General features: G+C 68.5%; 22 protein-coding genes and 2 tRNA genes. 19 read left to right on the top strand and 5 right to left on the bottom strand.

The features are described 5' to 3' along the window. Positions 1-18: 18 nt before the first annotated feature. The 5 genes from recO to BLW41_RS07670 all read left to right on the top strand — a co-directional run bounded on the left by recO (position 19) and on the right by BLW41_RS07670 (position 4913). The gene (gene recO, locus BLW41_RS07650) at positions 19-738 is read left to right on the top strand and encodes a DNA repair protein RecO (protein WP_093117886.1); all 720 of its coding nucleotides are present in this window, start codon (positions 19-21) and stop codon (positions 736-738) included. Then, on the top strand, positions 735-1760 hold the full coding sequence (locus tag BLW41_RS07655) for a deoxyguanosinetriphosphate triphosphohydrolase (protein ID WP_218138333.1): 1026 nt from the start codon (positions 735-737) through the stop codon (positions 1758-1760). The genes recO and BLW41_RS07655 overlap by 4 nt, the downstream gene beginning before the upstream one ends. A 14-nt stretch (positions 1761-1774) precedes the next feature. Continuing rightward, positions 1775-3550: a DNA primase gene (dnaG, locus tag BLW41_RS07660; protein WP_093117888.1), complete on the top strand. Its 1776-nt coding sequence runs from the start codon at positions 1775-1777 to the stop codon at positions 3548-3550. A 155-nt stretch (positions 3551-3705) separates the two neighbouring features. Then, on the top strand, positions 3706-4767 hold the full coding sequence (locus BLW41_RS07665; RefSeq protein WP_093118907.1) for a sigma-70 family RNA polymerase sigma factor: 1062 nt from the start codon (positions 3706-3708) through the stop codon (positions 4765-4767). A gap of 73 nt (positions 4768-4840) precedes the next feature. After that, positions 4841-4913 (top strand) — tRNA-Asn (locus BLW41_RS07670). Here BLW41_RS07670 and BLW41_RS11460 read toward each other — a convergent pair. The 3 genes from BLW41_RS11460 to BLW41_RS07685 all read right to left on the bottom strand — a co-directional run bounded on the left by BLW41_RS11460 (position 4875) and on the right by BLW41_RS07685 (position 7940). Then, entirely contained in the window at positions 4875-5939 is a 1065-nt protein-coding gene (locus BLW41_RS11460) for a nucleotide disphospho-sugar-binding domain-containing protein (protein WP_093118909.1), read from the bottom strand. The genes BLW41_RS07670 and BLW41_RS11460 overlap by 39 nt on opposite strands. Positions 5940-6154: 215 nt before the next feature. Next, complete coding sequence (locus BLW41_RS07680) at positions 6155-7195, bottom strand: LLM class F420-dependent oxidoreductase (RefSeq protein WP_093117890.1); 1041 nt, start codon at positions 7193-7195, stop codon at positions 6155-6157. Between the two features lie 22 nt (positions 7196-7217). After that, on the bottom strand, positions 7218-7940 hold the full coding sequence (locus tag BLW41_RS07685) for an SDR family NAD(P)-dependent oxidoreductase (RefSeq protein ID WP_093117892.1): 723 nt from the start codon (positions 7938-7940) through the stop codon (positions 7218-7220). A gap of 111 nt (positions 7941-8051) precedes the next feature. On the opposite strand from BLW41_RS07685, the gene BLW41_RS07690 reads away from it, so the two are divergent. Continuing rightward, a complete protein-coding gene (locus tag BLW41_RS07690) occupies positions 8052-9080 on the top strand; it encodes a thioredoxin family protein (RefSeq protein WP_143038656.1) in 1029 nt (342 codons plus the stop codon). A 45-nt stretch (positions 9081-9125) separates the two neighbouring features. Here BLW41_RS07690 and BLW41_RS07695 read toward each other — a convergent pair. Beyond that, positions 9126-9198, bottom strand: a tRNA-Ile gene (locus BLW41_RS07695). A gap of 86 nt (positions 9199-9284) precedes the next feature. Here BLW41_RS07695 and BLW41_RS07700 point away from each other — a divergent pair. Genes BLW41_RS07700 through BLW41_RS07730 form a run of 7 tightly spaced genes read left to right on the top strand, consistent with a single transcriptional unit; the run spans position 9285 to position 15504 of the window. After that, positions 9285-10541: a glycosyltransferase gene (locus BLW41_RS07700; RefSeq protein WP_177169414.1), complete on the top strand. Its 1257-nt coding sequence runs from the start codon at positions 9285-9287 to the stop codon at positions 10539-10541. Beyond that, complete coding sequence (locus BLW41_RS07705; RefSeq protein ID WP_093117899.1) at positions 10469-11224, top strand: sugar phosphate nucleotidyltransferase; 756 nt, start codon at positions 10469-10471, stop codon at positions 11222-11224. Before BLW41_RS07700 ends, BLW41_RS07705 begins: the two co-directional genes overlap by 73 nt. Before the next feature lie 25 nt (positions 11225-11249). Next, positions 11250-12092 carry a MurR/RpiR family transcriptional regulator gene (locus BLW41_RS07710; RefSeq protein ID WP_093117901.1) on the top strand — a complete coding sequence of 281 codons (843 nt, stop codon included), beginning with the start codon at positions 11250-11252 and terminating at the stop codon, positions 12090-12092. Between the two features lie 43 nt (positions 12093-12135). Further along, positions 12136-13023 (top strand): pyridoxal 5'-phosphate synthase lyase subunit PdxS, encoded by an 888-nt coding sequence (gene pdxS / locus BLW41_RS07715; RefSeq protein WP_093117902.1) that lies wholly within the window; start codon positions 12136-12138, stop codon positions 13021-13023. Beyond that, positions 13023-13640 carry a pyridoxal 5'-phosphate synthase glutaminase subunit PdxT gene (pdxT, locus tag BLW41_RS07720; RefSeq protein WP_093117904.1) on the top strand — a complete coding sequence of 206 codons (618 nt, stop codon included), beginning with the start codon at positions 13023-13025 and terminating at the stop codon, positions 13638-13640. The genes pdxS and pdxT overlap by 1 nt, the downstream gene beginning before the upstream one ends. Next, complete coding sequence (locus BLW41_RS07725; RefSeq protein WP_093117906.1) at positions 13637-14740, top strand: aminopeptidase; 1104 nt, start codon at positions 13637-13639, stop codon at positions 14738-14740. Before pdxT ends, BLW41_RS07725 begins: the two co-directional genes overlap by 4 nt. An 11-nt stretch (positions 14741-14751) precedes the next feature. Then, a complete protein-coding gene (locus BLW41_RS07730) occupies positions 14752-15504 on the top strand; it encodes a YebC/PmpR family DNA-binding transcriptional regulator (protein WP_093117908.1) in 753 nt (250 codons plus the stop codon). 62 nt (positions 15505-15566) lie between these two features. Here the strand turns inward: BLW41_RS07730 and rfbC are convergent, their stop codons facing one another. Continuing rightward, the gene (rfbC, locus tag BLW41_RS07735; RefSeq protein ID WP_093117910.1) at positions 15567-16136 is read right to left on the bottom strand and encodes a dTDP-4-dehydrorhamnose 3,5-epimerase; all 570 of its coding nucleotides are present in this window, start codon (positions 16134-16136) and stop codon (positions 15567-15569) included. A 70-nt stretch (positions 16137-16206) separates the two neighbouring features. On the opposite strand from rfbC, the gene ruvC reads away from it, so the two are divergent. From ruvC to BLW41_RS07765, 6 genes are all read left to right on the top strand, one after another. Next, the gene (ruvC, locus tag BLW41_RS07740; RefSeq protein ID WP_218138334.1) at positions 16207-16698 is read left to right on the top strand and encodes a crossover junction endodeoxyribonuclease RuvC; all 492 of its coding nucleotides are present in this window, start codon (positions 16207-16209) and stop codon (positions 16696-16698) included. Beyond that, entirely contained in the window at positions 16695-17306 is a 612-nt protein-coding gene (gene ruvA / locus BLW41_RS07745) for a Holliday junction branch migration protein RuvA (protein ID WP_093117912.1), read from the top strand. Before ruvC ends, ruvA begins: the two co-directional genes overlap by 4 nt. A gap of 44 nt (positions 17307-17350) precedes the next feature. Beyond that, positions 17351-18367, top strand: a complete 1017-nt coding sequence (gene ruvB / locus BLW41_RS07750; protein WP_093118912.1) for a Holliday junction branch migration DNA helicase RuvB — start codon at positions 17351-17353, stop codon at positions 18365-18367. A gap of 215 nt (positions 18368-18582) precedes the next feature. Next, a complete protein-coding gene (locus tag BLW41_RS10970; protein WP_177169416.1) occupies positions 18583-18927 on the top strand; it encodes a PAS domain-containing protein in 345 nt (114 codons plus the stop codon). Beyond that, positions 18924-21905, top strand: coding sequence for a protein translocase subunit SecD (gene secD, locus BLW41_RS07760; protein WP_093117916.1), 2982 nt, complete (start codon positions 18924-18926; stop codon positions 21903-21905). The genes BLW41_RS10970 and secD overlap by 4 nt, the downstream gene beginning before the upstream one ends. Further along, on the top strand, positions 21902-22183 hold the full coding sequence (locus BLW41_RS07765; RefSeq protein ID WP_093117918.1) for a hypothetical protein: 282 nt from the start codon (positions 21902-21904) through the stop codon (positions 22181-22183). The genes secD and BLW41_RS07765 overlap by 4 nt, the downstream gene beginning before the upstream one ends. The last annotated feature ends 5 nt before the right edge of the window (positions 22184-22188 follow it).

Consider the following 22188-nt stretch of genomic DNA (forward strand, 5'->3'; position numbering starts at 1 on the left):
AAGCCACAGTGTAAGACGGTGAAAAAACGTCCCTACGAGTGCGAGGCGATCGTCGTCAGGTCGATCCGTTACGGCGAAGCGGACCGCGTGCTGCACCTTTATGCGCGCGAGCTCGGCCGGGTCGCTGCGATCGCGAAGGGTGTCAGGCGCGGCCGGTCGCGGCGCGCCGGGCGCCTCGAGTTGCTCGTGCGCGCGCGCATGACGTTGCGGCGCGGTAGCGGCGAGCTTTTCACCGTCGGTCAGGTCGACACCGTTCGCGCGCACGCACGGTTGCGCGAGTCGCGGGCGGCGCTTCTTTGTGGGCTCGAGCTTGGCGAGACCGTCGCGCGGCTGCTCGACGCGGCCGAACCGAACGTCGCTGCGTACAACCTGCTGGGCAATGCGCTCGACCTGCTCGACCGCGCCCCCGAGCGCGCCGGGCAGGCTTTTTCGCTCGCTTTTCGCCTCAAACTGATGCTCGCCGCCGGCTTCTGTCCAGAGCTTGCGCGCTGCGCCGAGTGCGGTGAGGAGGCCGCTGTCGCGGGCTTCTCGCCGGCTTCCGGCGGCATCGTCTGCGAGCGCTGCGCGAGCGGCTCGTTGCCGTTCGGCCGGGAAGAGCACGAGTTCGCGGTGGCGGCGCTGACGCACCGACTCGCTGAGACTCCAACGGCCAGCGATCAGGCGCTCGCGCGCATCGACCGAGCACTGGCCGCGATGCTCGAGCGACACGCGCACGTCAAGCTCAGGCGGGTGGCATGATCGGCGTCGCGATGGAGCCGGAGCAGTTGCGCGGCGAGGCTTTCAGGGCCCGCATCGAGCGCCTCGAGGAGATCATGCTCTCGCCGTTGGCGCAGCGCTCCTACCCGGCTCGCCGACGTCGACCGGAGCCCGACTCGACCCATCGCACCCCCTTCCAACGCGATCGCGACCGCATCGTCCACTCCAAGGCGTTCCGCAGGCTGAAGCACAAAACCCAGGTCTTCATCGCGCCCGGCGGTGACCACTACCGCACGCGTCTCACGCACACGCTCGAGACCTGTGGCATCGCTCGCAACGTGGCACGAGCGCTGGGTCTCAACGAGGACCTGACGGAGGCGATTTGCCTCGGTCACGATCTCGGGCACGCGCCCTTTGGTCACATCGGTGAGCAGGTTCTCGACGAGTGCGCGCGGGAGTATTTCGGTCGCGGCTTTCGTCACAACGAGCACTCGCTGCGGGTCGTCGACGTCCTGGAGCGAGACGGCCAGGGCCTCAATCTCACCGAGCAGGTGCGGGACGGCATCCTGCGTCACACCGGTCCCGAGCAGCCGGCGACGCTGGAGGGCCGGATCGTGCGCCTGGTCGATCGCATTGCCTACATCAACCACGACATCGACGACGCGCTGCGCGCCGGCGTTCTCGACCGCTCAGAGTTGCCGCGGGCGGAGATCGAGCTGCTCGGCGAGACTGGATCGGAGCGGATCGAGACGCTCGTTCGGGATCTAATCGACCACTCGGCGGCCGCCGGCGACATCGTGCAAGGAGAGGAGGTTGGCGCGGCGATGGCGCGGCTGCGCTCGTTCATGTTCGACCGTGTTTACCTCGGTCCCGAGGCGCAGCGCGAGCAGCCGCGCATCGAGCGCATGCTGCGAGCACTGTTCGCTCACTACGTTGAGCACCCGCCGCCGGCGCTCGCAGCCCAAGCTTCGCTGGCGGATCGCGTGATCGACTGGCTGGCGGGCATGACCGACCGCTTCGCCATCCGCGCCTTCCAAGAGCTCGCCGTTCCCAAAGGCTTCTAGGGGCACCGGCGGCGATGCCGCAGTTCACGAGAGCTTCGCTGGAGCGCCTGCGCGAGGCCATCGACATGGTCGCGCTGGTAAGCGAGCGCACCGAGCTGCGCCGCGTCGGCAGCCGCTGGATGGGGCTGTGCCCGTTCCACGACGAGCGCACTCCGTCCTTTTCCGTGAACGCCGAGGACAAGCTCTACCACTGTTTTGGTTGTGGCGCGAGCGGCGATGCGATTCGGTTCGTCGAGGAGATCGAGGGGCTCGATTTCGTCGCCGCGGTGGAGGCACTGGCGGAGCGCTTCGGCGTCCAGCTTGAGCGCGAGGCGGTCGGGGCGGGGGAGGACGCGCAAACTCGACGCCGGCAGCGGCTGTTCGAGCTGCTCGCACGAGCAGCGGCCTTTTACGCGCGCGTCCTCTGGGAGAGCGAGGACGCAACGGAAGCGCGTCGCTACCTGGCTGCGCGAGGACTCCGAGAAGAAGTTCTACGTTCCTTCCGGGTCGGTTTCGCGCCGCCCGCCTGGGATCGGTTGGCGCGCGCGGCGGCCGCCCAGGGCTTCAGCGCCGACGAGCTGATCGCTGCCGGCCTTTGCACGCGCTCGCAGCGTGGCCTCTATGACCGCTTCCGGGGCCGTATCACCTTCCCGATCTGCGATCGCCGGGGACGAGTTCTTGGCTTCGGCGCGCGGCGCATGGGGACGGGCGAGGGACCTAAGTATCTGAACAGCCCCGAAAGCGAGCTGTTCCGAAAGGGCCGAGTCCTGTTCGGCGCCGACCGCGCGCGGGCTGCCGCCGCCAAGCGCGGGCGCGTGATCGTGGTGGAGGGCTACACCGACGTGCTTGCTCTGCACCAGGTCGGCCTACAGGAGACCGTGGCGGTGATGGGCACCGCGCTCGGCGAAGAGCAGTTCCGCGAGCTCGAGCGTCTCGCCCCGCGGATCGTTCTGGCGCTCGACCCCGACCGTGCCGGTTTGGCTGCGATGGAGCGTGCCGGCGAGCTCGCGGAGCGGCTGGGGTTGGAGTTGCGCGTCGCGCAACTGCCTGCGGGCAAGGACCCAGCCGACGTCGTTCAGGAGCTCGGCGGGGAGGCCGTCGAACAGGCGATTTCGTCGGCGACACCGCTGCTCGAGTATCAAGTGTCGCGCGTCCTTGCCGATGCGGACTTGGAGGACCCGCATGCGCGCGACACCGCGCTCGAGGAGACGCTTCGCTTGATCGCAGGCACGGACGCAGGTATCCATCGACAGCAGCAGCTCGTCCGCCGGGTAGCCGACGAACTCGACGTTCCTGTCGAGTGGCTTTCGGCCCGCCTGCGGGAGCACGTCGGCGGGGATCGCAGGCGTCGTCGAGCCGGCGCGGGAGACCACGCAACGCCGGACCCGGCGCTCATTATCAGCGACCCGTACGCGCCGGAACGAGAGTTCCTCGTCGCTGCGCTCGCGGCCGGCGAGGCAGGTGTATCGGCGCTGCGGCGGGCGCGCGAGGAGCTCTTCGCATCACCGCTCTGGCGTCGTGTTCGACGGGTGCTGGCGAGCGATCCGCAAGATCCACTACCGGCAGCCGAGCGTGACGGCGAGGCGACGGCGCGTGCCGTCTCCGAGCTGATCTCAAAAGCTCACGAGCGCGGTGGTGCGGACAGTGGCGAGCTCGAGGCACAACTGATGCAGCTCGAGCTGCGCCACGTGGAGCGGCAACTGCCGCGCGCGCTGCGCGAGCGCAGGCTCCAGGAGCACGCCGAGCTGGTGCGCCGCCGTCAGGAGCTTCTGCGCCAGATCGACCAGACGCTCGGGAGCAGCGAGCCATGAAAGCCGGCAAGAGAGTCAGCGCGCCGAGCACGCAACGGAACAGCGACGCGAAAGCAACGAACAACGGCAAGAACGGTGCTTCGCGGCGTAACGGCCGCAGCGGTGGCAGCCCGACCGTCGCCCCAAAAAGCAAGCGCGCAGCGGCCAGTGACCTGATGTCACGGAGTTCCGACGAGGCCGCCGAGACCACGCATGGTGCGCGACGGGCGGGCGTCGATCCGCCCTTCGATGACGACAGCCTCGAGCGCGAGGCGATCGACTCGCTGTGGGACGAAGAACCCGAAGAGTTGGCGTCTGAGGGGCACGGTGAAATACCCGACCTGTTCGACGAAGGCGGGGTCGTCAGCTCGGGACTCGAGCCGCCGCTTCCCGAGGAGGGCACCGAAGACGCAGTGCGCCTGTACCTGCGCGCGATTGGCCGGGTGCCGCTACTGACCAAGGAAGACGAGATCCGGCTCGCCAAGCGCATCGAGCGCAACGACATGGCGGCCAAGAACGCGCTGATCGAGGCCAACCTGCGGCTCGTGGTCTCGATCGCGAAGCGCTACACAGGTCGCGGGTTGACGCTGCTCGACCTGATCCAAGAGGGCAACGTCGGCTTGATCCGCGCGGTCGAGAAGTTCGATTGGCGGCGCGGCTACAAGTTCTCGACCTACGCAACCTGGTGGATCCGCCAGGCGATCACACGTGCGCTCGCCGATCAATCGCGGACCATCCGCATACCCGTGCACGTGGTCGAGCGCATGAACAAGGTGATGCGCGCGCGTCGCGATCTCGCCCAGAAGCTCAACCGCGACCCGACCACCGAGGAGTTGGCCCAGGCCGTCGGGATGCCACCCGAAAAGGTCGAGGAGATCATCAAGCTTGGGCAGGAGCCGGTCTCGCTCGAGACGCCTGTCGGATCGGACGAGGGTGATGCCGCCGAGCTCGGCGACTTCATCGAGGACGACTCCGAGCCGCCGCTTGAGCGCGTGGCCAACCGCATCCGCGACGAAGACCTCCGCCGGGTTCTGAAGCTCCTACCGTGGCGCGAGCGACGGGTTGTCGAGCTTCGCTACGGACTTGCGCCGGAGGGTCCGATGACACTCGAGGAGATCGGCAAGCACGTGGGGGTGACGCGTGAGCGGGTCCGCCAGATCGAGGCGAAGACATTGATCCTGCTCAAGAACCTCGAGGAGGCTCGGCGACTCGTCGGAACCACCGAGGAGGTGCGTTAGCCGCTTGCATCGCGGCTAGCATTCGCCGAGTCGCCGCCGCGGGTCGTAGCGACCGACTCTCGCGGCGAAGCGGTCCGGGGTAGCTCAATTGGCAGAGCGGCTGGCTGTTAACCAGTAGGTTGTGGGTTCGAGTCCCACCCCCGGAGCTCTAGCAGTTCCGCGGCACGCTGGGCGCCGTCGTTGTGTTCGGCCCAGCGTGCAAGTTCCGCTGCCCGGCGAGCGAGGAGATCGCTCGCGAGCGCGCGCAGCACCGCTCTCCGCAGATTCACGGGGGTCAATAAGCGTCGCGGCAGCAACAGCCCGGCCCCGAAGTGAGCGACGCGCGTCGCGTTCTCCGCCATGTCGTCGGCCGCTGGGACGCACAACACCGGCACACCGTGCGCGAGAGCGCGGACTACCGTCCCGTGCCCGCCGTGACAAACCACCAGGCTCGATCGCGGCATCGTCCGCCCGTACGACAACCAATCGACGAGCACTGCGTTTGGCGGCACCGCGATCGGCCGCTTGAGGGGTTTGCGGTTGGTTGTCGCCAAAACCCGCACAGGTGCGTTGGCTAACCCCGCCAGTGCCGAGCGCAAAAGTTCGTGCTGAGGATCCTGCGAGGTGCTCGGCGCGATCAGCACCAGCGGGTCGTCGCCCGGCGGAAACGGCACCTCGCCGTACGGCTGCTCCCACTGAAGCGGCCCGGAGACGGCCGCGAACGGCGGCATCCGTCTGCGCACCGCCTCCAATTGCGGGAAGGTCGCGACCAGCGCCAGCCGGCGCGAGATGCCGCCATGGGGGTAGGGAAGCGGTGGCAGACCGAGTCGCCGCCGCGCCTCGTTGAGCTCGCGCCGACCGCGCTCCTCGCCGCGCCGCACAAGCGGCCGCAAACTCCGCCACAACAGTCGACCGACGGGCGTCCGGGGCGGCAGCGCGCCGATCGCGTACGGTGCGAGTGCCGGGTCGGGCGTCGGCAGTAGGTGGGGCACGAGCGTCACCCAGGGTCGTTGTTCGAGCTCGGCGGCGAGGGCCGCGGCGATCGTCAGGATGTCGACGACAACGACGTCCGGATCGAACGCGCGCACCAACGGACGCGTCTCACGCGCCGCGCGCACCGCGGCCTGGTAGGGGGAGAGTGGCCGCTCCCGCGTTGGGAAGACCTGATACTCGGGCGCCGCTGCGAAGACCATGCCTTCCCGCTCGACGTGTTTGCGCCAAGCGCGCCACGTCTGCAGGCAGACACGGTGCCCGCGCCGCACCAACTCGCGCCCCAGAGCGATCTGCGGAAAAGCGTGGCCGGGATCGCCGAAGGCGGCGAGCAGGACCCGCAGCCGCTGACGTCCGCTCAGGGGCCGGTTGACGGGACCGTCGCTCTGAGGGCCCGACCGCTGCGTCTGCCGGACGCTCAGATCTGCGCCGCGAGCTCAGCCAGCTCGCGCACCATACGCAGCCGCTCCTGTGGATCGAACGACATCGGCGTGACCATCAGCGTGCCGACGCCCGCCTCCTTGTACACCGCTAGCCGCTCGCGCACCCGATCGCGGGGCCCGCACAGCGTGACCGTGTCGATCAGCTCCCGCGGCAAAGCGGCGGCGGCCTCCTCCTTCTTGCCCGATAGGTACAGGTCCTGAACTTCGCGCGCTGCCTCCTCGAAGCCGTAGCTCTGCACTAACTGGTTGTAGAAGTTGCGTTCGCGCGAACCCATCCCGCCGATGTAGAGCGCCAAATAGGGGCGCATCACGTCGCGCGCGCGGTCGATGTCTTCGTCGATGGCAACGTTCACCATCGGCGCGATGTCGAACCCCTCAAGCGAACGCCCGGCGCGTTGCGCGCCCTCCTCCAGCAGGCGCCGTGACTCCGCGACGTGCTCCGGCGAGAACAGAGTCGGGATCCAGCCGTCGGCGATCTCTCCCGCCAGCTGGGTGTTCTTGGGACCGAGCGCAGCCAGATAGATCGGGATGCGCTCCTGAACGGTCCCGATCATCAGCTTCAGCGGCTTGCCGGGGCCATCCGGCAGTGGCAGCTTGTAGATCTCGCCGTCGTACACCAACCGCTCGCGCGCCAGCGCCTTGCGCACGATCTCGATGTACTCGCGGGTGCGCTGCAACTGGCGCCCAAAGCGCTGCCCGTGCCACCCCTCGGCGACCTGTGGCCCTGAAGCGCCGATACCGAGGATCATCCGGCCGTCCGACAGGTGGTCCAGCGTCGCCGCGGTCATCGCGCACATTGCCGGCGAGCGCCCCGGAATCTGGAAGATCGCCGACCCGATGCGAATTCGCTCGGTCTGCGCCGCGACCCAAGCGAGCACAGTCGCTGCGTCCGAGCCGTAAGCCTCGGCCGACCAGACCGAGTCGAAACCGACCCGCTCGGCCTCGCGCACCAGCGCCAACTGGTCCTCGCGGCTGAGGCCGAGCCCCCAATAGCCGATGTGAATACCGAGCTTCACACTGCCCCCTTTCGGTCGCCGATCACGGCATGTCGCCCGGTCGCACAAATTGGATCTCCGGAACGATGCAGTTCGGCGAGCAGGAGAGCAGGAACCGCACCGCGGCGACGATGTCGGACGTTTGGATCATCTCCGACTCCGGCACATGCTCCTTGATCCACTCCGTCATCGGCGTTGCGACGAAGCCGGGACAGAGCGCCGTTGCGCGCACACCCTCGTTGGACAGCTCACGAATCGTCGCCTGAGTCAGCGCGACGACGCCGGCCTTGGCAGCCGAGTAGGCGGCGAGACCCGGCTGCGGAATCTTGCCGGCGATCGACGCCGTGTTGATGATGTGCGCGCGCCGGTGCTCGGCGCCCGCCTGCTTGAGCAGGGGTATGCACTCGCGCGTCATCAAGTAGACCGCGCGCAGGTTCACGTCGAGCTGAATGTCGAGCCGCTTGGTATCGGTTTGCTCGATCGGGCCCGCGATCCCAACGCCAGCGTTGTTTACGAGCACGTCCAGACGTCCGTAGCGCTCGCGGTGCTCGCGTGCCACACGCTTGATGTCCTCTTCCTCCGCCATGTTCGCGGCCACCGCGTGCACCTCGAGCCCGGCGTCACGCAGCGTGCGCGCCGCCTCTTCCAGCTTGTCCGGCTTGCGCGCCGAGATCGTCAGCGCGTAGCCGTCTTCCCCAAGTGCGCGCGCGATATCGAAACCGATCCCGCTGGACCCTCCGGTGACCAGTGCTGCGCGTTCTGGCATCGCTCCTCCTGGCTCGCTCACGACGAACCCGCGCCCGCTTCGGCCACGGCTTCGACATGCCCGAGCGGGCGAGGGCAGCGCGCGAAGGCTAACCCCCTAAGCTTCGGCGCGATGCCCCGAGCGCGCCTGCTTGTTCGTCGCCGCCCCCGCGAGGCACGCCAGACGAACGACCCGCGGGCACCCAGGCACGTGCGCTGGGCGGCGCCCTTGTTCCTGGTAGCGGTACTCGCCGGCTGCGGAGGCGGCAGCGACCGGTCGACCAGCGGGCCGCCACGAGTGGCTTTCCCGGCCGCCGCCAGCCGCACCCTCGACGAGGTTGCGCGGCTGGCTCGTCCTTCGCGCCTCGAGCTCGCTCCCGCGGGGGTCGTGCTGGAGCGCGGACGGCAGCGCTTCGGCTTCGCTTTGATCGACCCCCAACGGGGTCCGCGCTTCGGTGTTCCGGCGGCTATCTACTTAGCGGCTCCGGGAGGCCGCGCGCTTGGACCTTTCCCAGCGCGCGAAGAGTCGCTCGCCGTAGATCCGGCCTTTCGCAGCGAAGAGACGGCGCGCGACCGCGATGTGGCGCGATCGGTGCAGGTCGCTTACCCGCGCTTTCCGAGCCCCGGTCGCTACCGGGCCCTAGCGCTCGCCGAGGTCAACGGTCGCCTGGTGGCGACGCGACCCACCGAACTGCGGGTACTGGCTAAGAGCCCCGTCCCCGAAGTCGGTGAGCGGGCGATTCGTGTGCACACACCGACGCTCGCCGACGTGCGCGGCAACGTGCGGGCGATCGAAACCCGTACGCCCCCGGACGGCATGCACAAGGACGACCTCTACGACGTCATCGGTCGGCGCCCGGTGCTGCTCGTGTTCGCGACGCCCGCGCTCTGTCAGTCCCGGGTGTGCGGTCCCGTCGTCGATCTCGCCGAACAGCTGCGGGCGCGTCGGGGGAGCGAGGCGGCCTTCATCCACATGGAGATCTACCGCGACAACGACCCCAGCAAGGGCCTGCGTCCCCAGGTGCGGGCCTGGCGGCTGCCTAGCGAGCCGTGGGTTTTCGCGATCGACCGGCGGGGCCGCATCGCCGCTCGCATCGAAGGGGCGGCGAGCTACCGTGAGCTCGAGCGTGCGCTTGCCGCGGCCGTGCGCGGGGCGCCCTGAGCAGCCGTCGGCGCCGACACGCTGGGTTCGGGGCCGCTGTGCGCATGGGCCGGGCAGGATTCGAACCTGCGACCGTCGGGTTATGAGCCCGCCGCTCTGACCGCTGAGCTACCGGCCCCGGCGCAGCAGTCTAGGTCGCGGGGCGAGCCCTGACGGCGGCGTCCTTGTACTCTCGCCGAAGCGATGTTGGAGGGAGGTCAGCGCATGCGCAGCGAGCCGCGCGTGGTCGTTGCCCACGACTTCACCGAGGTGCTGGGCGGTGCCGAGCGGGTGCTCGGCGAGATCGCCGCGACCTTTCCCCAAGCGCCGGTTTACGCGCTGCTGGGTCGGCCGAGCGTTGCCGAGGCGCTGGGCATCGCCGACCGCTTTCACAGCCTGCTGCCGCCCCGGCGTCGTTTGTTGCGCTCGTATCGGCTGCTGGCGCCGATTCTGCCGGGGCTGGTTGAAAGGGTGCGTCTGCCCGAAGCGGACGTGTTGATCACCTCGAGCTACGCCTTCGCGCTCGGCTTGCGCACCCGCAACCGTGCTCCGCATGCCTGCTACTGCCACTCGCCGTTGCGCTTCGCATGGACGATGACGCGCGAGTACCGACGGCACTGGTCGCGGGGGGCGCTGACCGCCGCCGGCTTCGACCTCTTCGCAGCTGCGATGCGGCGACTGGATCGGCGAGCGTCGCGCAACGTCGATCTCTTCCTGACGCAGAGCGACTTCGTCGCCACGCAGATCCAGCAGTTCTACGGCCGTGAAGCGCGCGTGATCGGTGCTCCGGTGGACTGCGAGCGGTTCCACCCATCGGGTCGTCCGGCGGGCGACTACTTCTTGCTCGTCGGACGACTGGTTGAGCCTTACCTGCGGGCGACGGTCGCGCTCGACGCCTTCCGGATGCTGCCCGGCGAGCGACTACTGGTGGTCGGCGACGGTCCGGCTGCCGGCATCCTGCGCAGCCGGGCGCCCGACAACGTGTCGTTCCTCGGCCGGGTCGACGACGACCAGCTGGTGGAGCTGATGCAGCACTGCAAGGCGCTGATTTCGCCCACGCTGCACGACTTCGGTCTGGTGCCGATCGAGGCGATGGCTTGTGGGCGTCCGGTGATCGCCTACGGGGCAGGCGGTGCGCGGCGGACGGTGGTGCCCGGTAAAACCGGTGTGTTCTTCGAGGAGCCGACGCCCGAGGCATTGGCGGCCGCGGTTCGCGCCTTCGATCCCAGCGCCTTCGACTCGACGGAGATCCGCCGGCACGCCTTGCAATGGGATCGTCTGCGCTTCCGCGAGCGCCTGCGCGCCGAGGTGCTGGCGCTAGCTGCAGCAGGCACGGCCGCTTGTGAGCGCGACGGTGCCGAGGTGGGCGGGTCGGCGCGGCCGGCAGACGCCGTCGATAATGCGCGCCCGTGGCGAGAGCAGACGAGCGGCACGACGAGCGCCCCGTCCTCATCCTCTGTGGAGGGCGCGGCACTCGCCTAAACGGTGCCGCTGCCGGTACCCCAAAGCCGCTTGTCGAGATCGGCGGAAAGCCGATTGTTTGGCATGTAGTTCAGCTCTACGCGCGCCAGGGTTTCTGCGAGTTCGTGCTCTTGACGGGTTTCCGCGGCGAGCTCGTTGAGCGCTTCGTGCGCGCCGAGCCTTGGCCCGACGGGGTGTCCGTGCGCTGTCACGACGGGGGACTCGACACGCCGACCGGCGGTCGGGTGTGGGCCGCGCGCAGCGAGATCGGCGACCGCGGCTTCTGCCTGACCTACGCCGACGGCCTTGCTGACATCGACCTACGCGACCTTTTGGACGCCCATCGCCGCAGCGGAGCGCTCGCCACCGTCACGGTCGTCTGGCCGCAACTGCAGTTCGGTTTCCTCGACGTCGACCAACGCGGGCGCGTGCTCGGCTTCGAGGAGAAGCCGCGATCGCCGCGCCCAGTCAACGGTGGCTTCATGGTCTTCGAGCGCGCGGCGCTCGACTACTTCGGGGCCGAGCACGTGCTCGAACGCCAGACGCTACCCGCCTTAGCAAGCGCTGGCGTGCTCCACGCTTACCCCCACGAGGGTTTCTGGGCGTGTCTCGACACCTACAAGGATCGACTGGCGCTCGAGGAGCTCTGGGGTTCGGGCGCAGCCCCCTGGGCTCGCAACTGCACTGCTACCGGCAGGAACTGAAGGGCAGCGCGCGAAACAGAGCGCCGTGACTCGCACGGCTGCTCTTACGCTCTCCGAAGAGATACGACAGCGCTTCGACGAACTGTCGCCCTCGCAGAAAGACGTCGGCCGGTACATCATCGACCACCTCGAGGAGGCCGCCTTCCACACCGCCGAGCAGCTCGCCCGCCGCGCGAACACCTCGAGCTCCACCGTCGTCCGCTTCGCCCAGGCGCTCGGGTTCGAGGGCTTCCCGGAGCTGCAACACGCGGCGCGCGAGGAGTATCGCCGTCGGCGCGAGCGCGAAGAGGCTGCCCCGCTCGCTGCACAACCGCTGTTCCCGATCGACCAGACCGAAGTCGAGGCAGCGCTGCAGGCCGATCACCGAAACCTCGAAGCGACCGCGCGGCGCATCGACCGCGAGACGATCAAGCGGTGCGTCGACATGCTGTCGCGGGCGGAGCGGATAGTGCTCTGCGGCACCGATCAGATGGCTTTCTTCGCGAGCTACCTCCGCCACCTTCTGATGCTTCTCGACCTGCGCGCCGAGGTGGTGGCGAGCCCGAGCCAGGAGGGTCTCGCGCGGCTCGCGCGTCTCGACCGCCGTAGCTTGCTCGTCGGCTTCAGCGCCGGCCGCCCGCACGCCCTGGTGGTGCGGGCGCTGAGACTCGCCCGCCACCGCGGCGCCGGCACGATCGCGATCTGCGACTCGACCCTCTCGGAGGTCGCGCGGGTCGCCGACGAGGCGCTCTTCTACTCCTCCGACAGCCCCGCCTATGTGCGTTCCCACGTGGCGCTGCTGGCGCTGATCCAGGCGTTGGCCTACGGCGTGTACGCGCTCGACGAGTCGGCCTACGCCGATCGCATCAAGGCCTTCAAGCTCAAATAGCGCGATCGAGCAGGGCCACGGCGCTGCCGGGATATCCTGCCTGTTGATGGAAACCGGCACGCTGCGCGTCAAGACCGGGCTCGCCGAGATGCTCAAGGGCGGCGTGATCATGGACGTCGTGAACGCCGAGCAGGCGCGCATCGCCGAGGCCGCCGGTGCCTGTGCGGTGATGGCGCTCGAGCGTGTCCCAGCTGATATTCGCGCCGCGGGTGGGGTCGCCCGCATGGCCGATCCGACCAAGATCGAGGAGATCAAGCAGGCCGTCACGATCCCGGTGATGGCGAAGGTGCGGATCGGGCACTTCGTCGAGGCCCAGGTCCTTGAGGCGTTCGAGGTCGACTACATCGACGAGTCCGAGGTGCTGACGCCAGCCGACGAGCACCACCACATCGACAAGTGGAAGTTCAAAGTGCCGTTCGTCTGTGGAGCGACCAACCTCGGGGAGGCGCTCAGACGGATAGCCGAAGGCGCGGCGATGATCCGCTCGAAGGGCGAGGCCGGTACCGGGAACGTGGTCGAGGCGGTTCGCCACATGCGTTTGATCACTGGGGAGATCAAACGGCTGACGGTGCTTGAGGAGGCCGAGTTGCCGGCCGCCGCCAAGGAGCTCGGCGCCCCGCTGGATTTGGTGCGCTGGGTCGCCGAGCATGGGCGCCTGCCGGTCGTGCTGTTCAGCGCCGGCGGCATCGCGACGCCCGCCGACGCCGCTTTGATGATGCAGCTCGGCGCCGAGGGTGTGTTCGTCGGCTCGGGAATCTTCAAGTCGGAGGATCCCGAGCGACGCGCCCGCGCGATCGTCGAGGCGACCACTCACTACGACGATCCGGAGCGGATAGCGGCTGCCTCGCGCGGGCTCGGCGAGGCAATGCCGGGCGTCGAGATTGCAGAGCTCGCCGCCTCCGGCGGCCTGATCCAGCAGCGCGGCTGGTAGTGGCTAGCGCAGCAGCGTCGGATCGCCCGCGAGTCGGCGTGCTCGCGATTCAGGGCGATTTCGAGGCGCACGCGCGGGCGCTCGAACGAGCTGGAGCGCTGCCCACGCTGGTGCGCACACGTCGTCACTTGGAGGGTGTAGCGGCGCTGGTTTTCCCCGGTGGCGAATCGACCACGATCATGAGGGGCATTGCGCGTGAGGGACTCGCCGAGCCGCTGCGGCAACTGATCGCTGGCGGTCTGCCGACGCTTGCGACTTGCGCCGGGATGATCGTGCTCGATCGGGCGCACCTTGGTGTGCTCGATCTGCGCTGCCGGCGCAACGCCTTCGGTCGTCAAATCGCTTCGTTCGAGTGCGACCTCGAGCTCAGCGGCTTGCCCGGCGGACCGGTGCGCGCGGTGTTCATCCGCGCGCCCTGGGTGGAGGAAGCGGGGCCGAGCGTCGAGATCCTGGCGGAGGTGAACGGCCATCCGGTGGCGGTACGTGAGGGTGCGGTCACCGCGCTCGCCTTCCATCCCGAGCTGACCGACGATCTCCGTTTTCACGAGCAGCTCGTCGCGCAAGCCAGTCGCCGATCGCCGCAGGTCGGTCCCCGACAGGAGGTGAACACGCAGTGAGAGATCAACGCGCCGACGCCCTGGCCCGCGTGCTCGTTCGCTACTCGACCGCCGTGCAACCTGGCGATGTCTGCGTGATCCAGGGGTCCACCGCTGCCGAACCGCTGGTGCTCGCCGTCTACGAGGAGGTTTTGCGAGCGGGCGGCCACCCCGTCGTGCAGATGACGCCGGAAGAGGCGCAGGCTGCGTTCTTCGAACTGGCGAACGACGAGCAACTCGACTTCGTCTCGCCACCAGCGCGCTGGGCTGCCGAGCAGGCGGACGTGCGCTTCGCGATCCTGGCGGAGAACAACACGCGTGCTCTGACGCAGGTCGACCCCGCCCGTCAGGCGCGCGCCCAGAAAGCTCGCCGCGAGCTCCTCGACACGCAAATGCGCCGATCGGCGGCCGGGGAGCTGCGCTGGGTGCTGACGCTGTTTCCGACCCACGCCTACGCGGCCGAAGCGGGCATGTCGCTCGGGCAGTACGAGGACTTCTACTACCGCGCCTGTTTGGTCGATCAAGACGACCCGATCGCGGCCTGGCGCCGCGGCGCCGACGAGACGCGGCGTCTCGCCGAGTGGATGGAGGGTCGGCGCGAGGTGCACATCATCGCGCCGGGAACCGACCTCCGCCTGGGCGTCGAGGGGCGGCGGTGGATCCCGTGTGTCGGTGAGCGCAACATGCCGGATGGCGAGTTCTTCAGCGCTCCCGTCGAGGATTCGGTCGAGGGCGAGGTGCGCTTCACCTTCCCGGCCGTCTACGGGGGTCGCGAGGTGGCGGGCGTGCGCCTGCGCTTCGAGGGCGGCAAGGTCGTCGATGCCGACGCCGAACGCGGCCGTGATTACCTACTCCAGATGCTCGACACCGACGCGGGTGCGAGACGCCTCGGCGAACTCGGGATCGGCACCAACTACGGGATAACCCTCGCCACCAAGGAGATCCTGCTCGACGAGAAGATCGGGGGTACCGTCCACCTCGCCCTCGGCGCCAGCTATCCGGAGACCGGCGGGCGCAACGAATCCGCAATCCATTGGGACATGGTCCTCGACCTGCGCGAGGGTGGTTCGATCACCGTCGACGGCCAGACCTTCCAGCGCGACGGCCGTTTCGTCGTCTAGCCTGCTTGGCGATGGCCGGCCACTCTAAGTGGGCGCAGATCAAGCACAAGAAGAAGGCGGTTGACGCCAAGCGCGGGCAGCTCTTCACCAAGCTGTCGCGAGCGATCCAAGTGGCTGCGCGCGAGGGGGGCGGTGACCCGGAAGGCAACCCGGCGCTCGCCCACGCCATCCAGAAGGCGAAAGAGGCGCGCATGCCGAAGGAGAACATCGAGCGCGCGATCGCGCGCGGTGTCGGCGCCGAGGCGGGCGGCGAGGCGATCGAGAAGGTCGTCTACGAGGGTTACGGACCGGGCGGTGTCGCGATCCTCGTCGAAGCGTTGACCGACAACCGCAACCGCACCGGCAGCGAGATCCGTCACCTCTTCAGCCGGCACGGTGGCAGCATCGGCGAGCCCGGATCGGTGGCGTGGGTGTTCGAGAAGAAGGGCGAGATCGTCGTCGATGCGCGTCGCTACGACGAGGATGCGCTGTTCGCCGCGATCGACGCGGGGGCGGAAGACATCTCGCGCGACGGCGACCTTTGGGAGATCGTCACCGACCCCGCCGACTTTGCGGCGGTCCGCGACGCCCTGCTGGAGAGCGGCGTGGAGCTCGAGTCGGCGGAGCTTGTGATGCGACCGACCACACGCACGCCGGTCGCCCGCGAGGAAGCCGGCCGCCTATTGAGGCTGCTGGAGGCGCTCGAGGACCACGACGACGTCGAGGCGGTGCACGCGAACTTCGACATGGACGCCGAGCTCCTCGAGCAGGCAGCCGGCGTGTAAGCCGCGAGCCGCCGCTCGCTCGCTAAACAACGGTTTGTTTAGCGACGGCGCTGTAGGGGCGCTTATTGGCGCGCGTCGAACTGGAAGGGGAGTTCGTCGGCGATCTCGGCCAGCCGTGGCGCCTGGCGATCGCGCTCCGACGGCACCATCTCGCGGGGGTCGAGCGGCCACTCGATCGCGATGTCCGGATCGAGGTAGTGGATTCCGCGCTCCAGCTCCGGGTCGTAGTAGTGCGAGCACTTGTAAACGACATCGGCGACGTCGCTCAACACGCAGAAGCCGTGGGCGAAGCCGACCGGCACGAAAAGCTGGCGGAGGTTGTGATCGTCGAGCTCGAAGGCCTCCCACTGACCGTAGGTCGGTGAGCCCCGGCGGATGTCGACGACGACGTCGACGATCCGACCACGCGCACAACGCACGAGCTTCGCTTGTCCGGGACCGACGGCGAAATGCATGCCGCGCACGACACCGCGCCGCGAGCGTGAGTGGTTGTCCTGAACGAACTCGCAGTCGATCCCGACCGCCGCGTAAGCGTCCTTGCGGAAGGTCTCGTGGAAGAAGCCGCGTTCATCGCCGAATACCTGCGGCTGGATCAGCTTGAGGCCGGGCAAGCGGGTGGGGAGGACCTCCATCGCGGGCGAAACGCTAACCGAGCGAGCGGCACGAGGGAAGGCGTCCGCTGGTGATCGCAGAATCCGAGAGATGGTGATCGTGATCGGCATCGATCCCGGTTCTCGGCACTGCGGCTACGGGGTCGTGCTCTCCCGAGGCTCGCAGATCGCTGCGCTCGAGGGCGGGTTGCTGGCGGTGCCTGACGCGGCTCCGCTGGAGCGGCGTCTGGCCGCTCTGCACACCGCTCTCCTCGACCTGATCGATCGCCACCGGCCCGACGCTGTAGCCGTCGAAGACCTTTATTTCGGCCGCAACGCGCGCAGCGCGATGGCCGTCGGCCAGGCGCGCGGAGCGGTGCTCGCTGCTGCCGGCGCGCGCGGCGTGCCGTGCTTCTCCTACACGCCCCAGCAGGTCAAGCTCGCGGTATGCGGGAGCGGTAGTGCGCCAAAACAGCAGGTCCAGCGGATGGTCAAGGCGCTGTTGGCGCTCGCTAGCGAGCCACGGCCGGATCACGCTGCCGACGCGCTGGCGGTTGCCATCTGCCATGCCCAGCACGCGCCGCTACGGGAGGCGCTGGCGTGATCGAGCACGTTCGCGGCCGACTGATCGCTAAGCGGCCGGGCTTCTGCGTGGTGGAGTGCGGCGGGGCGCTCGGACTCGGGCTAAGCATCTCAAGTTGGACGCTCAGTCAGCTGCCCGCGCTCGGCGAGGAGGTGCGTCTCGCCTGTCACCTCCTACTCCGTGACGAGCAGGCACAGCTCTACGGCTTCGCAAGCGCCGACGAACGCGAGCTGTTCCTGCTTCTACAGGGAGTCCAGGGTGTCGGCCCTCGGCTCGCGCTGGCCGTCCTCTCGGCTGGTCCACCGGCCGAGCTCCGCTCAGCGATCGCGAGTGGTGCTCGCGAGCGCTTCCTAGCAGTCCCTGGTGTCGGCCGGCGAACCGCCGAGCGGATAATCGTGGAGCTGCGTGAAAGAGTGGCGAGCGCAGACCCCGGGGGCGAAGCCTGTGCGACCACCGTCGACAGCTTTGAAGGGTCGCTGGCGCTCGCTCGAGCCGGGCTCCTGGAGCTTGGTTTCGACGGGCTCGAGCTGGATCGGATGTTGAACAGTGCGCTCCGCGAGTGCGGCACCGATGCCCCGCCAGAGCAGCTGTTGTCGGTGGCCCTACGTACCGTCAGGACGGCTGCGTGAGCGGGTCGCTGCGACAAGTCGAGGGCGCGATCCGCACGCCAGGCGTGGAACGCCTGCACGAGTCGGTGCGGCAACCGCACGAGGAAGAGGTCGAACAGAGCTTGCGGCCGCGCGCTCTTTCCGAGTTCGTCGGACAGGAGCGCGTCAAACGGCAACTAGCGGTCTTCGTGGAGGCCGCGCGGGCGCGTGGCGAACCGCTCGACCATCTGCTGCTGGCGGGGCCACCCGGCCTCGGCAAGACCTCGCTCGCGGAGATCGTCGCGCGCGAGCTTGGCGTGCCCTTCGTGCAGACCGCCGGCCCGGCGCTCGAGCGCAAGGGTGACGTCGCCGCCTACCTCACGGCGCTCGATCCGCGCTCGGTGTTTTTTGTCGACGAAATCCACCGCTTGCCGCGTGCCGTCGAGGAGACCTTCTACCCGGCGATGGAGGATCGCCGCCTGCCGATCACCGTCGGCCAAGGAGCTGGCGCACGCGTCATCACGCTCGAGCTGCCCCCGTTCACGTTGGTCGGGGCGACGACTCGCACCGGCCTGTTGACGACGCCGTTGCGCGACCGCTTCGGCGTCACGATCCGGCTCGAGCTGTACCCGCCGGAGGAGCTCGCGGCGATCGTGCGCCGCTCGGCGACGATCCTCCAGGTCGCGATCGACGACGCCGCAGCTATCGAGATCGCGCGCCGCTCGCGCGGTACGCCGCGTGTCGCCAATCGCTTGTTGCGCCGCGTGCGCGACTACCTCGAGGTGGCCGGTGGCGAGCGCATCGACCTGGCGCTGGCGCGCTCGGCGCTCGAGCTCCTCGAGATCGACCAGGAGGGTCTCGATCGCACCGACCGCGCGATCCTGCGGACGCTTTGTCGCGACTTCGGCGGCGGCCCGGTAGGTCTCTCGACGCTCGCGACAGCCGTCGGCGAGGAGCCCGACACGATCCAAGACGTCTACGAGCCGTATCTAATGCAAAGAGGACTGATCGTCCGTACGCCGCGCGGTCGAGTGGCCACCGAGCGGGCGTTCAAGCATTTGGGAATTGCGCCGCCCGCGGGTAGCGGGCAGCCTCTGTTTTGAACGTGTCGCTGGCTTCGCCCCATCGATGCCGAACGGTCGGGTTTTCGACAGCCGGAGTGGGGCTTTCGTCGGCCGGAGTGGGGCTTGCACTCCCTACCCTGTGGGCCGTGCCGATCTTTATCTGCCCCAGCTGCGGCCGCCGCTCTGCCGCGGCCGAGCGTACCGCCGGCTTCAGCGAGCGTCCTCGTGGCTGCGCTCATTGCGGCTCGGCGTTCGTGTTTGAACTGCTCGATGACTACTACCCCGCGCCGAACGCCGCCTTCTTCATCCTCGACAAGGAGGGTCGGCTGCTCGGTACCGGTCGCGGGGCGCGCGAGCTGACCGGCCTGGGCGATCTCGAGGTAATCGGCCGCCCGGTCAACGAGGTCCTGCGCTTGCAATACGAAGATGGTCAAGATCCGATCGCTACCGCCCTCGAGTGGGGGGTGCGCGTGCTCGGTCGGCGGGTGGTGGTTCACGCCGAGGGTGATCAAGAAGAGCCCGCGACGGCCGACGTCTTCCCGGCTTACGACGACGACGGTGGCGCCTTGCTGGTGCTCACCCCGCGCCTCGAACGGTGACCTCGCGGCGACGTAACCTCGTCATTCTGGCGCTCGTCGGGGCGCTGCTTGTGGCGTCGGCGCTGGTGATCGTGCCTGGTTCACCTCTGCACAAGCCGACCCGGCTGGGCCTCGACCTGCGGGGAGGCGTCGAGCTGATCTACCAGGGTCAGCCGACCCCGCAGGTGCCGAAGGTCACGCCCCAAGCGATCGACGATGCGATCGAGACGATCCGCAAGCGCACCGACGCGCTCGGTGTTGCGGAGCCCGAGATCCAACGTTCCGGCGCCGACCAGATCGTGGTCGGTCTGCCCGACGTCAAAAACGCGAAGCGGGCGATTCAGCAGGTTGGCACGACAGCCCAGCTGCAGTTCTACGACTGGGAGGCGAACGTCCTCGGCGGGCGTGGTCCTGACCAGCCCTACTCCGGTAGTCGTGCGCTCTGGGAGGCGGTGCGGGTCGCATCGCGACAGAAGCCGCGAGCGGAGCCGACCGACGTCCCGCCGGAGGGTGTCTCGCCGGCTGTACGTCGTCGCTTCGGCGGCGACCGCCGCAAGATCCTCGAGTACTACGACCGTCGCAACGACAGCGCCAAGGCTCGCTACTACCTGTTCGGACCTGATCGGCGGCTGCTACGTGGACCGGATACGAGCTGCGCGGAGCTGCTCTCCGACTACCAGCGGCTGCCTGGGCCCCCGCGCCGCTACGCCCGCGGTACGGCCTGCGCGCGGGAGCTGCGGGCGCTGGGGCGGGGCGGCCCGCCCGACGGCAGCATCGTCGTGCGGGTGCCGCAGGGCATCCTCGTCGTCGAGGCCGAGCGGGCGCCTGGGCAGCCAGCCCAGATCAAGCGCTACTACGTGATCGAGGACGACGTCGAGCTCTCGGGCAGCGATATCCGCGATCCTCGTCAAGAGTTCGATCAGCGCAGCGGCGAGCCGATCGTCACGATGCGCTTTAGCGAGCACGGCCGCCGTGCCTTCGAGCGGGTCACCAAGCGGCTGGCCGAGCGCGGCGCGCGGCAGATCCTCCCGCCAGGGGTTCCTCGCCAGCAAGCCTTCCAGCGCTTCGCGATCGTTCTCGACGGTCGCATCATCTCGCGCGCGACAATCGACTTCGTCCAGAACCCCGAGGGCATCGACGGCCGCACCGGCGCCCAAATCGAGGGCATCGGTTCCCTCCAGGAGGCGCAAGACCTAGCGCGCAACCTGCGCATCGGTGCCCTCCCGATCAACCTCAAACTGATCTCGCAGACGCAGGTCTCGGCGACCCTCGGTAAGCAGGCGCTGCAGCAAGGGTTGATCGCTGGTCTCGCCGGCCTTGCGCTGACGATCCTTTTCTTGATCGCCTTCTACCGCGTGCTCGGCGTGATCGCGACGGTCGCGCTGTTCGTGTACGCGGTGCTGCTGTTCGCGGTCGTGAAGCTGATCCCGGTGACGTTGACGCTGCCCGGCATCGCCGGACTGATCCTGACCCTGGGCGTCGCCGCCGACGCGAACATCGTGATTTACGAGCGGATCAAGGAGGAGGTACGCGCCGGCCGTTCGATCCCGGCTGCGATCGCTAGCGGCTACTCGAAGGCGCTGCGCACGATCGTCGACGCCAACGTCGTGACGCTCGGCGTTGCCTTCATCCTCTTCATGCTCGCGACCGCGGGCGTCAAGGGCTTCGCCTTCACGCTGCTCCTCGGCACCTTGGCCTCGCTGTTCACGGCGGTGCTCGCTACCTCCGCGGTACTCGGCACGCTCGCGCGGTCACGTTTGCTCGCCCGCCCGTCGGCGCTCGGAGTGGGGCGCCGGCACGCGCGCTGGCACTTCGACTTCATGGGCAAGTCGAAGTTCTTCTTCTCGATGTCCGGAGTGATCATCGCTGCCGGCGCGATCGCAATCTCGACGCTCGGCATCAACTTCGGCATCGACTTCGAGTCGGGCACGCGCATCACGACCCCGCTCGAACGACCCGCGAGCGTCCAGCAGGTTCGCGACGTGTTGGCACCGCTCGGGTACGCCGACGCCAAGATCCAGCAGGTAAACGACCCTCAGCTAGGCAATAACGTCGTGCAGATCTCGACCCGCGAGTTGGGGCCCGGCGCGGTCGAGCGGGTGCGCGACCGCCTCGATCGCGCTTTTGGGGTGCGCCGTGCCGACTTCTCGGTGACCTCAATCGGACCGACCTTCGGTCGGCAAGTGGCGGAGACAGCGGTACTCGCGATCCTCGCGTCGCTCGCCCTCATTTCGGTGTACATCGCGGCGCGCTTCCAGCCGAAGTTCGCGATCCCCGTTTTGATCGCGTTGGTCCACGACCTCCTGATCACGGCCGGCGTGTACGCGATCACCGACCGTGAGGTGACGACCGCCACGGTCGCGGCGTTGCTCACCATCCTCGGCTACTCGCTCTACGACACGATCATCGTGTTCGACCGCATCCGCGAGAACATGCCCCGGATGACGCGGGCGACCTTCTCACAGATCGCCAACCGCTCGATGTCGGAAGTGCTGACGCGATCGCTGGCGACCAGTTTCTCGACGTTGCTGCCGATCGGCGCCCTTCTGTTCTTCGGCGGGGAGACGCTCAAGGACTTTGCCTTCGCGCTGATGGTTGGGGTTCTCTCGGGCACCTACTCCTCGATCTTCATCGCGACGCCGGTGCTTGTCGAATGGAAGGAGCGGGAGCGCCTGTTCCGGCGGCGCCGCCAGCTGTGGCTGGAGGAGCTGGGTCACGTGCCTGCTTACTACGACCCCGATGCGTTGGCAGCGGCCACCGCGCAACGTCAAGACAGCAGTGACCAAGTACCGGTCGGCACGGCGGTAGCCGCGGGCCGCGCCGACGCGACTTCGGGAGGCGACGAGAGCGCGCCGTCGACAGCCGATCCCGTCGTTACCACCGCCACGACGACAGCGTCGGAGGCGGCTCCCGAGCCGGAGGCGACGGCGGGGCTCTCGAGCCGCGAGCGCGCACGCCGGCGACGGGAGCGCAAACGCAAACACGGGAGACCGCGATGAGCGCCGTCGTTTGGGTGATGATGGGGATCGCGATCTGGCACTTCGCGGTGTTCGTGCCCGATCGCTTCCTGGGCGGCATCGTCGGCGCCTTCTGCGCGGCCGTGGTCGGCGCCTTCGTCTTCGGGTTGGCGGTCAACGGGTTCGACGTGCCTGGCCGCTCTGAGACCCACTTCGAGCAGGCTGTACTCGCCGTACCCGGCGCGCTGATTGGGCTCACCGTGTGCTGGCTGGTCGGTGCACGCCGCGAGCGAGCGGCCGAGCGTGCCGTCGCGCGCTGAGCGCT

This window comes from Thermoleophilum album (assembly GCF_900108055.1).
Taxonomy (GTDB): Bacteria; Actinomycetota; Thermoleophilia; order Solirubrobacterales; family Thermoleophilaceae; genus Thermoleophilum; species Thermoleophilum album.